The 13546-nt window shown below is 41.0% G+C and carries 11 protein-coding genes and 1 pseudogene; 6 read left to right on the top strand and 6 right to left on the bottom strand.

All coding sequences use genetic code 11. The features are described from left to right. The first annotated feature begins 75 nt into the window (after positions 1-75). From FTV37_RS12935 to FTV37_RS12915, 5 genes are all read left to right on the top strand, one after another. On the top strand, positions 76-1362 hold the full coding sequence (locus FTV37_RS12935; RefSeq protein ID WP_180064043.1) for an MFS transporter: 1287 nt from the start codon (positions 76-78) through the stop codon (positions 1360-1362). 127 nt (positions 1363-1489) lie between these two features. Next, complete coding sequence (locus FTV37_RS12930; protein WP_180064042.1) at positions 1490-2626, top strand: porin; 1137 nt, start codon at positions 1490-1492, stop codon at positions 2624-2626. 139 nt (positions 2627-2765) lie between these two features. Continuing rightward, positions 2766-4436, top strand: a complete 1671-nt coding sequence (locus tag FTV37_RS12925; protein WP_180064041.1) for a phosphoethanolamine transferase — start codon at positions 2766-2768, stop codon at positions 4434-4436. 3 nt (positions 4437-4439) lie between these two features. Beyond that, positions 4440-5108, top strand: a complete 669-nt coding sequence (locus FTV37_RS12920) for a response regulator transcription factor (RefSeq protein WP_078189962.1) — start codon at positions 4440-4442, stop codon at positions 5106-5108. 19 nt (positions 5109-5127) lie between these two features. Then, positions 5128-6447, top strand: a complete 1320-nt coding sequence (locus tag FTV37_RS12915) for an ATP-binding protein (protein ID WP_180064040.1) — start codon at positions 5128-5130, stop codon at positions 6445-6447. Between the two features lie 46 nt (positions 6448-6493). Here FTV37_RS12915 and FTV37_RS12910 read toward each other — a convergent pair whose 3' ends face one another. Next, positions 6494-7201, bottom strand: a complete 708-nt coding sequence (locus tag FTV37_RS12910) for a phosphatase PAP2 family protein (RefSeq protein WP_180064039.1) — start codon at positions 7199-7201, stop codon at positions 6494-6496. A 172-nt stretch (positions 7202-7373) separates the two neighbouring features. On the opposite strand from FTV37_RS12910, the gene FTV37_RS12905 reads away from it, so the two are divergent. After that, positions 7374-8072: an HAD family hydrolase gene (locus tag FTV37_RS12905; protein WP_180064038.1), complete on the top strand. Its 699-nt coding sequence runs from the start codon at positions 7374-7376 to the stop codon at positions 8070-8072. Between the two features lie 76 nt (positions 8073-8148). On the opposite strand, the gene FTV37_RS12900 is transcribed toward FTV37_RS12905, so the two are convergent. The 5 genes and pseudogenes from FTV37_RS12900 to FTV37_RS12880 all read right to left on the bottom strand — a co-directional run. Next, entirely contained in the window at positions 8149-9336 is a 1188-nt protein-coding gene (locus tag FTV37_RS12900) for an ammonium transporter (protein WP_180064037.1), read from the bottom strand. Between the two features lie 599 nt (positions 9337-9935). Beyond that, positions 9936-10613, bottom strand: coding sequence for a DUF421 domain-containing protein (locus FTV37_RS12895; protein WP_111884449.1), 678 nt, complete (start codon positions 10611-10613; stop codon positions 9936-9938). Between the two features lie 224 nt (positions 10614-10837). Beyond that, entirely contained in the window at positions 10838-12568 is a 1731-nt protein-coding gene (gene dhaK, locus FTV37_RS12890) for a dihydroxyacetone kinase subunit DhaK (protein WP_180064036.1), read from the bottom strand. Between the two features lie 421 nt (positions 12569-12989). Continuing rightward, positions 12990-13334 carry a hypothetical protein gene (locus FTV37_RS12885; RefSeq protein WP_180064035.1) on the bottom strand — a complete coding sequence of 115 codons (345 nt, stop codon included), beginning with the start codon at positions 13332-13334 and terminating at the stop codon, positions 12990-12992. A gap of 96 nt (positions 13335-13430) precedes the next feature. After that, positions 13431-13546: pseudogene (locus FTV37_RS12880) on the bottom strand (transposase); the annotation flags it as partial.

Below are 13546 nucleotides of genomic sequence, written 5' to 3'. Positions count from 1 at the left end.
TTTAGATCATTGGCAAAATAGCCGTATTTTGACTACTCTAAATGTAACTTCAGCGCATTCAATATTAAGGAACTTATGATCCAGCTTCGTCAGCTCTATCTTTTACTGTTTTCCTTATATTGGGCGCAAGGGTTACCTGTCGGTTTTATGACGCATGCTTTACCAGTGATTTTAAGAGCGCAAGGTGTGTCTTTGGCACATATTGGTGGCTTTGGATTACTCATGCTGCCATGGTCGATCAAAGTTTTTTGGGCTCCGTGGATTGATCGACATGGTTCAAGGTCCAAAGGGCACTATCGGAGTTGGATTATCCCAATGCAGTTGTTGTCCGTGGTGGTCTTGGTCTTTCTGTCCTTTTTGCCGATCCAAAGCTTGAATGAACCGATGTACCTGCTGCTGTTTTTTGTGGCTTTACTCAGTATGAATTTGGTCGGTGCGACTCAAGATGTCGCAACCGATGGCTTGGCTGTCAATATTTTAAAAACTGACCAACAGCACTGGGGCAATACCTTTCAGGTGATTGGTTCCAGACTCGGCTTTATTGTCGGTGGTGGTGCTGTGCTTTGGGCTTTAGATTGGTTGGATTGGCAAGCCACATTTCTGTTTTTAGCGGCATTGGTGTTCATCAATACCATTCCTATTTTTATGTATCGAGAACCTTTAAAGCCGCCACTCAACATAAAATCCTCTCAAGAGCATGATAACAACCATAAGCATACTTCAGGCTTGTTCTACGCCATTCGCCAGTATTTGAAGTATTTTACCCAAACTAAAACCCTCACACTGTGGCTGATGATCTTATTGAGTTTTAAGCTTGCAGATGGTCTAGCAGGACCCTTACTTAAGCCGCTGATGGTCGATTTAGGATTGAGTTTTAGTCAAATCGGTCTATATGTCACCATGCTAGGTGCAGTGGCTGCTTTAATTGGGGCAGGGCTTGCTGGTCTTAGCTTGAAGTATATTTCTCGGGCGCAAGCCTTGGTTTTCTATTCAGTATTGAAAATATTCAGCTTATTAGCCTATGCATGGCTGGCTTTGCAGTTCGAGGCTAAACGGCCAGTCCATGAATGTCTGATCTATGGCATTAATGCTGCCGAAGACATGATTTCAGCCATGCTGCTCGTGATCATGCTGACTTTGGTGATGCAATATAGTCGTAAAGCATTTGCAGCAACGGACTTTACATTTCAGGTTGCCATTATGGCGACGGTGAGTGGGGGGCTGTATAGCATCAGTGGCATAGTGGCCGATCAGTTGGGTTATAGCAATTATTTATTTTGGATCACAGGTTTGGCTGCATTGAGCTTAGTCCCGATTCTATTTTGGGGAAAAGCATCAAAAAATGACCAAAATCACTTCTAAATCATGATTTTGGTTGTTTTTTATCAGCTAAAGCACTAAAAGAGCAATGCAAATATTATTTTAATAATTTTGTAATATGTTTCGCGTGTGTAATATCTGTTACAAAATAATTTAAGGAAAATTTTTGATGAAAACTAAGTTAGCAGCGGCTATCGCATTGAGCCTTTTGGCTGGGTCAACCTTTGCAGCACCAACATTCTACGGTGAAATTGATGCGTCTGTTGATTATTTACCTGAAGATAATAAAACGGGTGTTTCAGACAAAGATGTCGTTGAAATCAGTTCAAACAGTTCTTTCTTGGGTTTAAAGGGCGATGAAAAACTGACTGACCGTTTAAGCGCAGTTTATGCAATTGAATGGGCATTTAACTCAGACGGCGAAGGCGATGACTGGTCTAAGCGTAACCGCTTCGTTGGTTTGAAAGATGCGAAACTTGGTACATTGAAAGTCGGTGCACACGATACACCATTAAAACAATTGTCTAGTCCGGTTGATACATTCAACAACTACGTGGGTAACCGTGCTGATGTTACAGGCATCATGACGGGTGAAAATCGTGTGGATAACGTTGTTGTCTATGAATCACCAGCTTTTAAAATTGCTGAAGGTGCAATTAAAGTTAATGCATTGCTTGCAACAGGTGAGTCTTCAGGAATCAAGAGCGACAAAGGTGTAGTAAAAACTGCAGGTCGTGGTCTTGGCGATGCTTGGTCGGCGTCTGTTGTCTATGACAGCCCCGTTGTTGTCGCAGGTTTAGCCTATGACAAAGCCATTCCATCGAACTTTGGTGGCGTAGGGATGCTAAATAGTGGTACATATACCGTGAATGATAAAGTTGTTTCAAATTCTGAAATAACTGGAACCAAAGTATTTGCTGCTGCAAATACAATTCGTGCGATTGGTCGCGTAAATCTTGAGGGCGGTTTGGCACTCAAAGCACTGTATCAAACATCAGAGGTTGAGGCTGCTAAAGGTAATGATGTTGCAGCAGCAAATATTGATGATGCACAAGGTTGGTTAGTCGGTGCAGAATACAATCTACCTTCTGCAAAAGCGTGGACAGTCAAAGCACAATATAGTCAAAATACTACGACCTATAAAGTGGGTGATGATTACGAAGCTCAGCAATTCATTGCAGGTGCAGATTATGCATTTAGCAAACAAGTGAAAGCTTATGGTTATGCAGGTTACTTAGCACTTGAACAAGGTTCGAATGAAAGCGAACAACCTGTTTTAGGTACAGGTCTAGAATTTAAATTCTAAGACCTTGATTTAAGTTGTTCAAAAGGCGATGTTTACATCGCCTTTTTTGATTTTTCTTGCTTGGTTTTGATCAGTTTTAAGTGATTTTTAAGTTTGAATTTTTAGATTAGGGCATCAAAGATCAATAATTGATGCCAATATGCTTCAGGTCATAGCTAAAATACAGCAAAAAATTCCAAGACTTAGTTTAAGTCAATTTAACCTCGTGCTTGCCTTATGGCTTGGGATGGTTTTGAACCTCGCGTTTTATCAGCAAATCCAGCAGCTCACACCTTATACGGGATTGAAGGCCGGACTATTTTTAGCTGCAACCGTACTGGTGGTGGTGGCACTTTATAATGTGCTGATGCAACTCCTGCAATGGCGATGGAATTCAAAACTTTTGGCGAGTGTTTTGCTTATCATTGGTGGCTTGAGTGCTTATTTCGTCAATAGTTTAGGCGTGACCATTACATCTGACCAAGTGCAGAACATGATGCAAACAGATGTAAAGGAAGTGCAGGATTTAATCTCGCCACAATTTTTTATCTGGGTCTTTGGACTGGTTATTTTGCCAGTGCTATTGATCTGGCTTTTACCACTGCATAAAGAAGCCCTAAGCACGGTCGTAGCCAAAAAGGGTCTACATATAGTGCTATCGCTCATCCTTTTGGGTGCTTTGCTGTTTGTTTATTTTGTTGATTATGCAGCGATCTTTCGTGAGCATCGTGACTTAAAAGGCATGCTCTCACCACAAAACAGTATCGCTTCGACATTTTCCTATTATCACAAAAAAGCACCGAAACAGAATTTGCCATTGCTGATCTATGGTGAAGATGCACATATGGTTGAAAACGTAAGCGCCAATAGCTTACCAAAATTGATGGTTTTAGTGGTTGGTGAAACTGCGCGCGCGGAAAGTTTTTCACTCAATGGCTATGCTAAAAATACCAATCCTGAACTCAGTCAGCAAAATATTATCAATTTTAGCCAAGTCAGTTCATGTGGCACGGCAACCGCTGTGTCTGTTCCTTGTATGTTCTCGGGTATGCCGAGAACCGAATATGACGAACAGCTTGCAAGTCATCGCGAAGGTTTACTCGATATTGCACAGCGTGCAGGCTATAAGGTGACGTGGCTAGATAATAATTCAGGCTGTAAGGGCACATGTACACGTGTTGAAAAATATGAATTTCCTGAAGCACTGAAGAAAAAGTGGTGTGATGCCGATGGCGAATGTCATGATGAAATCTTAGTGGATGGTTTGAAGGCATATTTGGCTTCGATCCCCAAAGCAGATCCAACTCCCCGTTTAATTGTATTACACCAAATGGGCAGTCATGGCCCTGCTTATTTCAAACGAAGTACCGCAGCGTTTCAAAAATTTAAGCCAACCTGTAATAGCAATGCCATACAGGGATGTAGCTCTACAGAATTAATAAATAGTTATGACAACAGTATTATCTATACCGACCATGTGCTGAGTGAATTGATTAACACCTTAAAAGTAACTGACCACTATCAAACAGGACTGTGGTATTTGTCCGATCATGGCGAGTCGACAGGTGAGCATGGTTTGTATTTACACGGTTCTCCATACGCAATTGCACCGTCACAGCAAACCCATGTACCGATGTTGATGTGGTTTTCACCGGCGTGGCAAAAAAATAATTCAGCGCAATATACTTGTTTAATGGCACAAAAAAGCCAAAAATTAAGTCAGGATAATCTATTTCCATCGCTATTGAGTTTGCTCGATGTGCAGACTCAGGTGATTGATGAAAAAAACAATATGTTGCAACAATGTACTTCAGTACAGCGCAGGACTTAAGCCATGCACAAAATACTTATTATTGAAGATGATTTCATGATTGCCGAATCGACTAAAACCTTGTTGAACTATCAACAGTTTGAAGTCGAGTGGGTGAATAATGGCATCGATGGCTTAAAGCTCATAATGCAAGGGGGAATTGATATCGTCTTGCTGGATCTGGGTTTGCCGATGATGGATGGTATGCAAGTCCTGAAACAAATTCGTCAAATGCAGCCCAAATTGCCTGTATTAATCATCTCGGCACGTGATCAATTACAAAATCGTGTAGATGGTTTAAACCATGGGGCAGATGACTATCTGATTAAGCCTTATGAGTTTGATGAATTACTTGCACGGATTCATGCGCTCCTTCGACGCACAGGGCTGAGTTCAGTCGAAGCACCACAGAAAATTTTAAAACATGGTGAATTGATTTTAGATATTGAGCAGCATCTTGCACGCTATAAGGGTCAATATGTCGATTTATCTAACCGTGAATGGGCGATATTGATTCCACTGGTGACACATCCGAATAAGATTTTTTCTAAAGCCAATTTAGAAGATAAGCTTTATGATTTTGATAGTGATATCAGCAGTAATACCATTGAAGTGTATGTGCATCATCTCAGAACAAAATTAGACAAAGATTTTATTCGCACCATTCGTGGTTTAGGTTATCGACTCGGTTAAGGCAAAGGAATTATCGACCATGCAGCAGCCTTATTCTCTGAAAAACAGACTAATTATTTATGTTTCTGTTTTCAGTATGCTTTTAGGCTGTCTTTTGGTGTTATCAGCTTATCGAATTGCACTTGAAGAAATTAATGAAATTTTAGATGCACAAATGCAAAATTTGGCTGAACGTGTTGCAGAGCATGATCCGCAGCCCATTCGCAGTGAATTTGATCAACATAAGCATTATCACGAAGAAGATTTATTTGTTGATGTGTGGACCTATCAATCCAATGCACATCAAACCCATCAATTAAAATTATTGGTCGCGCCTCAGCCCAAAGCCGGTTTTTATACCCACAGTACCCAACAGGATGAGTGGCATACCTATATTTTGCCACTCACAGATCGGCAAATTCAGGTCAGTCAGCAAGAGTCGGTTCGGCAGCATCTTGCAGCAGAATTGGCCAGTAGTATGTTTATTCCCTATTTGGTTTTTATACCTTTTGCATTAATCGCTTTGGGATGGTTGATTCAACGCAGCTTAAACCCACTGGAAAAATTTAAAAAAGAACTGGCAAAACGGGATGCCTTTGAACTTTCTCCAATCTCTCAAATGCCGTATCCAGAGGAAATTGCACCAACCATTATTGAAATGAACCAGTTGTTTGAACGAATTTCATTGTCACAGCAGGAACAGCGCCAGTTTATTGCTGACGCAGCGCATGAGTTACGGACCCCGATTACCGCACTGAATTTGCAAATGCAGATTTTGCTACAAAAATTTCCACAAGATGACGCTCTACAAAATTTGAGTAAAGGTTTAATTCGTATTCAGCATTTGGTCAGTCAATTATTGAGTTTGGCAAAACAAGATGCCTCGGTCTTTGAACTTGAGCGCAAACAACATTTTGATCTTAAGCAAGTCGCAACCAATTGCGTGGAGCAACTGGTACATTTGGCTATGCAAAAAGATATTGACCTTGGCATGGAGCAACAACAAAGCATTGCCTTATATAGTCTTGAGCCAACGGTACATTCAATCATTTTTAATTTGATTGATAATGCCATTAAATATACCCCTGCACAGGGCATGATTAATGTCTCCGTCTTTGAACATGCGGGGCAGGCGGTTGTAAAGGTTGAAGATAGTGGGCCTGGCATCGACCCAGCTTTATATGAGCAAATTCGAAAACGCTTTTATCGAATTTATAATCATGAAGAAATTGGAAGTGGTTTAGGCTTGGCGATCGTGGATAAGGCCGCTGCGCATATTGGTGCGGAATTGGAGTTTTCTCAAAGTGAAACACTAGGTGGTCTGAAAGTGAGTTTACAGATCCCATTCAGTGAATCATGAGTGACTCAATCATTTTCGGATCAAGCTCAATTTAGATACTTAAAGATTAGATCCATGTAAATGCTTTGCTGTTTTGCTGCGTAGTTGATGTAGTGAGATGGCGAGAAAACAACACATACATGACACAATTAAATGCCCAAATGATCCATGCGGTCCAAAGGTTATGACTGAGAAAATGTGCACCCCGCATCATTTGCGCCCAGCCAAAAGCAAAGCCTAAAATCAGCCCAGCAGATAAAAAGAAATAGGCACGGGCAGGTCGATGTATACGATAAACAAAATATCCCGTAATTAAGGCAAAACCAGTCGCAGCATGGCCACCGGGGAAGCAGTGTCCTTGGCGTGCTGAAAAATCCCAAGAAAAGCCTTGGGCTGTGGCGACGGTCATATTCCAAGGGCAGGCATGTGCAGATTGTGATTTGAGTAAACCAATCATTGCAGTGCTGAGTAGAGCCACCACGATAAAATAGCCAAATTCAAACTTACGTGCTTTCAGATGTGGATATTTAAAACTGCATATCCATGCTGCGATATAGAGAACATACACACCTATGACGATATTCTTGATATAGCGATGGTTCAGCACCGCAAGTGCCCAATCATTACGATGAGAAAAACCACCATGTAGGTCGACCCAAGGCTGAATAAAAGCTTGGTCGAGCGAACCGCCGACGGGAAAAACATAAAGGAGGCCAACCAAACTGAGTGTGAGCAGCAGGGTTTGTCGCAATAAAAAGGTACGGTTCGAGAGCATAAGTCGTGTGATGTGCTGAAATTATTTTGTTTGAATGCTGCTATTTGAAACCACAAAACTTAAATCAGACTTAATCGGCTATTTGAACTGTATTGATATCGATAGTGAAGAAGGTGCATAAAGCAAAACGGGCATTGTGTTAAAGTTTTTGAAAACTCAGTAATAAAGATTTATGAGCATACGTGCAGTCCTTTTTGATTTAGATAATACCTTGACTCACCGAGATCACAGCGTTCAGGCCTATACGCAGTATTTAGCCGAGTCTTATCAGTCGACGCTGGTGGAGGTAGACCTTGTACAGATTAAACGTATTATTAACCGTATAGATAATGGGGGATATCCGAAAAAAGAACTCCTTACTCATCCGAGTATTGGGGCATCTGTCGCTTATGCTCTACAAACGGAGCTGGATTGGATACATCAACCCGATTTTGATGAGCTCACACAATTTTGGTTTCAGTACTTCGGTCAGTTTGCCGTGGCGATGCCTGGGGCATTGAGCTTGCTGCAGCAACTAAAACAACAGCAGTATAAATTGGCGGTGGTGTCGAATGGTGGACATGCCACACGACTGAACATTTTAAATGGACTAGGTTTTGCATCGTATTTTGATCAGATCATCAGCTCGGAAAGTGCCGGGATCAGTAAGCCCAAAGTTGAAATATTTCAGTACAGTTGTCGTGAGTTGGGCGTGACGGAAACCGAGTGTTTATTTATTGGTGATCATCCTGTCAATGATATTTATGGTGCGAGCCAAGCAGGGATGTCTGCCGTATTGCTTGAAGGCTTTCATACTTTAAGTGCTGAACAACAGCACAGCATTCCGAATAAAATTCAGCATTTGGATCAGGTCTTAGATTTTCTAAAATAAGGTGATTTAAACTCAAGCTTTAAGCGAAGTTCTGGGTAAAAAAAAGCGGCATAAATGCCGCTTTAGATTGTGTTGTTTAGAACATGTTTTCTTCAGAGTTTGCCGAAATACGGTGAATACTTAAGTCTGCACCTCGGAATTCTTCTTCTTGATCTAGGCGAATGCCCATCGTTACTTTGAGTAGACCATAAACGATGAATCCACCTGCCAATGCAATCAAGATTGCGAGTAGCGTACCGATACATTGAGAGATCATTGAAATACCGCCTAAACCGCCCAACCATTTTTGTCCAAATACACCCACTGCAATACCACCGAAAGCACCACAAACACCGTGTAGTGGCCATACGCCAAGTACATCATCGACTTTGAGTTTGTTTTGAGTGTATGTAAATAGTTTGACAAAGATCAGACCTGCGATAGCGCCGATAATCAACGCACCGACAGGATGAACCACATCTGAGCCTGCACAGATTGCAACCAAACCTGCTAAGGGACCATTGTGTAAGAAACCGGGGTCATTTTTACCCATAAAGTTTGCTGCAAGCGTGCCGCCCACCATTGCCATGAGAGAGTTAATTGCAACCAGTCCTGAAATGGCATCCAAACGTTGCGCACTCATCACGTTAAAGCCAAACCAGCCAACGATTAAAATCCAAGAGCCTAAGGCAAGGAATGGAATACTTGAAGGCGGGTGCGCGCTGATACGACCGTCTTTTTTATAGCGTCCATGACGTGCGCCAAGTAAAAGTACTGCAGCTAAAGCGATCCAACCGCCCATGGCATGTACCACGACCGAACCTGCAAAGTCATGAAAGGCTGCGCCAAATGTACGTTCTAACCAAGCTTGTAATCCAAAATTACCATTCCATGTCATGCCTTCAAAAAATGGATAGACCAAAGCGACCAATAATAATGTGGCAATCGCTTGAGTCCGCATTTTTGCACGTTCAGCAATACCACCTGAAATAATCGCTGGAATGGCTGCGGCAAAAGTCAGCAGGAAGAAACAACGCATTAAGTTGTAGCCATGATCGGCTGCTAAAGTGTCCCCAATATGAAAAAAGTGCTGACCATAAGAGATGTAATAACCCACAAAAAAGTATGCAATTGCGGAAATAGAAAAGTCAGTCAAAATTTTACTCAGCGCATTGACCTGATTTTTATGTCGTACTGTACCTAATTCTAAAAATGCAAAGCCAGCATGCATGGCAAGAACCAAGACTGCACCAAGAAGGAGAAAGAGGAGATCTATATTTTGCATAAGGTGTTCCAGTTTAGTGCGCTAGTTCACGAAAAGAACTTCAGTATATCGAGCGAAAAAAAATGGAAAAGAGATTGGCGCTAGGGAAATTTTGATTAAAAAAACTTAAAAATACATAAGACTCGATATAAAGCAAAGACTTGCATGGGTGTGATATTAACGCACTAAAGTGGTGCAATAGTGTTTTGCAATGAGAAAATTAAATGAATGATTATTAAGTGAAAAACTATGTTTTTTGAATCTGTTTAAAAAATGAAAAACAAATAGCGCCATTTCTGAGTTAATTCAGGGCAATTCATTATTTTGTATTTTTATCTGATTGATAGATGTTAGTGCGAGAATGAAACTGAAAATTGACGAATGATACATTTTGGGGAGCCTATCTGTGTATCTTGTGGTCTTCAAAACATGAAATCTGGCTGTCTAGCCTGAACTGAAATAATGCACAGATATTAATCGGTGAAATCTCTGCTGCTGCACTTTTAGATGGCGAAAAACATTCAAGGATGGGGCTGAGGTGATGGTCGTTGGATCTGACTGTATTTGATGACGTGTTTAATTGAAGCGGTACAGAATTTTAAAATTTAAGCCTTGAATGCTTAAGCTAAACGCTGTGTATTAATCGCTTCAGCCCAGTCACAGCATCCACATCGTGGGCAAACATCCTGCGCGCCGTGGATATACATAGTTTTACCGCAATGTGTGCAGGCATACAGCTGATGCATTTTGATATCTCGAACCGCTTTATAGGGTTTCGGAAATAGTGGCAGTCCATAACGTACTTGTTCAGGTGGATAAAACAAAATACTAAATTTTCCATCACTTTCTAATAGACCGACGCGGACTTGCCCTAAATGTTCAACATTTTGCTGACGCATTTCAGAGAAGAATTCATCATGTGACATTTTACCTTGTTTAATCTTTTCTAAAACCAATTCACCATCTTCAACAATGTAGAGGGCTTTGCCTTCAATTAAATCTTCAAAGGGTTGGTATTTCATCATGAGCCAAGTGATTACGCGGTATAAACCAATTACCACCGTCATCACAATGAGAGCTTGCAGGAGGGGGAGCTCCTCTTCAAACATTGGGTCGCCTGCAATAGAACCCAAAGCAAGGAGTATCGCAACTTCAAATATGGATAACTGTCGCACGCCGCGTTTGCCCGTTAGGCGTAAGAATACGATGATTAAAACGAACATAATGACGCTACGCAAAATCACTTCGGCAGCAAAAGTCCATGTAGTGTCATGGATGAATATTTGAGTGAAATCCATGTCTCATCCTTTTTTATCGTTATGTGTTTTAACTTAGCAAAGCGCTGGGTGATAAAGCAGCTCAATTGTGTTAATTTTTAAGCACTATTCGAAAAAGGATTTCATGCTAAAGGTATTGTATGCATGAGATATTTGATGAAAAAAAGTGCTTTAAAATAGCCATAAAAAAAGCACCGACGAATCGATGCTTTTGATGTAGTCTGGCAATTTTTAAAGATGTTCAGTTATTTAATATGTTCTGCAATATCCGTAAAGATTACACCTAAACCATGTGCGCCAACATCTGGATAGCCAAGACTACGGTCGCCTGCAGTTCCCGCACGTCCCATACGCGCTACGATCTCTTTGGTATTTTCAGCGCCTTGAACCGCCGCTTTTGCACCAAGTACAAAGTTTTCTTTAAAGGTTTTATCTGTATGGGCAGACCAAGAATCTGCGCATGGCACAAGTGCATCAATCAGGGTTTTATCACCCACCACTGCGCCGCGTCCAAATGAACGCTCACCTGTAGTTTGAATGCCTTTGACCGCTGCTTGCAGCATCTCGGCAAAATCAGCGACAGTTAAAACTGATTTGCCTTGAATTGATTTCGCTGCCGCACGGAATGCTGAACCCCAGATTGGGCCAGACGCGCCACCACAATGTTCCATAATGATCATTGAGCAGTTCAGCATGAATTTATCCATCTGCTGCGCTTGAATCAGACTTTGCCATTCACGTTTTAATTGCTTAAAGCCTTTCGCCACGCTCATACCGAAGTCGCCATCACCTGCATGCGCGTCTAGTTCACAGAATGGCACTTCATTTCTAATGATGCAGACAGACATCACATCGACTACATAGCGCATATTTTCAATGGTGAATTGTTCATTGCTAATCACCGCATGTTCAGGCTGTGTTTCAACTTGGGTATTTACCACAGCTTCGGTGGCAGAATCTTTGGTCGTGAAAGTTAAAGGCTGTGCTGCTGAACCATCCATTTTGAATGCAGGGGTATTGGCTGCTGCATTGAGGTAAGTTTTCAATTCATCATCGACAGCAAGTAATGACACAGATGCACCATTCATGTCGATACTGGTCATATAGTTGCCAACAAATGTACGGTAAATTTTAATGCCTTTATTGGCAAGGTGTTGGCAGACATCGTTATTAAACACATACAGTTCTTGTAATGGTGTCGTACCAAAACCATTGACCAAAACTGCAACTTCTTTCATGTCAGGGCGGTCAAGGAATAAATCATCTACGATGCGCTGTGCCATTTTTTTAGAGGGCAAGATTTTTTCACGGCGGATGCCGGGTTCACCGTGAATGCCGACGCCATATTCCATTTCGTCATCAGCCAATGTGAAGGTTGGCGTACCTTTAGCAGGAACGGTACATGAGCTATAAGCAAAACCAAGGCTAATGACGTTGTCTGCAGCTTTTTGAGCAATCGCTTTTACTTCGACAAGTTCTAAACCTTTTGATGCCGCTGCGCCTGCAATCTTATGTACAAATACTGTGCCTGCAACACCACGACGACCGACTGTATAGAGGCTGTCTTTGACCGCAATGTCATCTGCCACTTTGACATAGTCAACTTTGACGCCGTCTTCAGTTGCAAGGGCTGCACCATTCTGGAAATTCATCATATCGCCAGAATAGTTTTTGATGATCATCAGCACGCCTTTATCAGTCGCGACTTGCTGTAAGGCTTTATAGACCTGAATTTGCGAAGGAGATGCAAATACGTCACCACATACGGCAGCATCGAGCATACCTGTGCCGACAAAACCTGCATGGGCAGGTTCGTGACCGCTACCACCACCACTGATCAATGCCACGTTATTGTGTTTTTCTTTACGTGAAATGATTTTGTGTGACTCGTTAAATGCGAGTTCAGGATGCGCAAGAACGAAGCCTTTGCACATTTCAATTACGATGTTTTCTGCACCGTTCATGAGTTTTTTCATGGATGTACCAATCTGTATTTATAGGGGAGAGTTCTAAGTTTTAATTATTCAGGAATTTGAAGTTTTTTGCTGATTAAATAATGTAAAAACGGATGGTTTGGAAAGTATAGATTGAGCTTTTGAAACTTTACCTCTCCCTAACCCTTACTTTCATTTTGTCTTAAATCAATGCGTAAAGGTTATTATAAGGGTAATATCCATTAATAAATTCATAAAGTTTTTAATTCACAATGAAAGCTCCCTCTCACTCTGGGATGAGACGCATTGCTTAGCAAGGGGGAGGAGGAATGGGTAGGTGCTAGGACAGATTGATGAGTGGTTTTTTAGCGTTTTTTGAAATTTCCTATAAAGGAATCCCAATACATCTGATTTAGTGAGATTCTCATTCTTTAAGACATGTCTATTGTTTTACTAGGATAGATTATTTTTTAATTAAGTTTTTGTTGAAATGGATATCAGTCAAAAAATAATAACCAAATCTATCTGAATAATTTTCTGCATAGGTTAAACAAACTGATTGTGGTGGATTTTCCAAATATTCAAAATGGCTTCCAGTCATAGAAATTTGATCTGATTCAGGGAAACTAAGATTTTTACCATCTAACATTGTGAAATGGAAAATAATTTGTTGCCATGAGTTGCGATGACTTCCTCGCAGAATTGTTGAATGACCTGTATATGTGCCGCATTTTTTGACTTTATGTTTTGATTGCATGGCATCATTAATTTTTTGCGTACGAAAATGATCAATAATAAGTGATCCCATGTGTGCAAAGCATGACATAAAAATGATAATCCAGATTAGTGAATGTGTGTATTTCCATACAAAAACGGATCCTATTAAACACACAATAAGTTGTCATTAAAAAGTAAACATGTATTCTTTTCCGAATTGGTTTGATACTTTCTCCACCCATTGCTCTATTTTATCAGCTGTCATGACTTGAAAATCTCGCCAATAATATTTCATCTGCTTCC

The organism is Acinetobacter sp. YH16042, assembly GCF_013417245.1.
In the GTDB taxonomy this organism is placed as follows: domain Bacteria; phylum Pseudomonadota; class Gammaproteobacteria; order Pseudomonadales; family Moraxellaceae; genus Acinetobacter; species Acinetobacter amyesii.
The sequence above is the reverse complement of the archived record's forward strand: the minus strand, read 5'-3'. Positions and strand labels throughout refer to the sequence as shown.

Coding starts and splice junctions, on each gene's coding strand:
- FTV37_RS12935 (WP_180064043.1), top strand. CDS start 76: ATGATCCAGCTTCGTCAGCTCTATCTTTTACTGTTTTCCTTATATTGG.
- FTV37_RS12930 (WP_180064042.1), top strand. CDS start 1,490: ATGAAAACTAAGTTAGCAGCGGCTATCGCATTGAGCCTTTTGGCTGGG.
- FTV37_RS12925 (WP_180064041.1), top strand. CDS start 2,766: ATGCTTCAGGTCATAGCTAAAATACAGCAAAAAATTCCAAGACTTAGT.
- FTV37_RS12920 (WP_078189962.1), top strand. CDS start 4,440: ATGCACAAAATACTTATTATTGAAGATGATTTCATGATTGCCGAATCG.
- FTV37_RS12915 (WP_180064040.1), top strand. CDS start 5,128: ATGCAGCAGCCTTATTCTCTGAAAAACAGACTAATTATTTATGTTTCT.
- FTV37_RS12910 (WP_180064039.1), bottom strand. CDS start 7,201: ATGCTCTCGAACCGTACCTTTTTATTGCGACAAACCCTGCTGCTCACA.
- FTV37_RS12905 (WP_180064038.1), top strand. CDS start 7,374: ATGAGCATACGTGCAGTCCTTTTTGATTTAGATAATACCTTGACTCAC.
- FTV37_RS12900 (WP_180064037.1), bottom strand. CDS start 9,336: ATGCAAAATATAGATCTCCTCTTTCTCCTTCTTGGTGCAGTCTTGGTT.
- FTV37_RS12895 (WP_111884449.1), bottom strand. CDS start 10,613: ATGGATTTCACTCAAATATTCATCCATGACACTACATGGACTTTTGCT.
- dhaK (WP_180064036.1), bottom strand. CDS start 12,568: ATGAAAAAACTCATGAACGGTGCAGAAAACATCGTAATTGAAATGTGC.
- FTV37_RS12885 (WP_180064035.1), bottom strand. CDS start 13,334: ATGGGATCACTTATTATTGATCATTTTCGTACGCAAAAAATTAATGAT.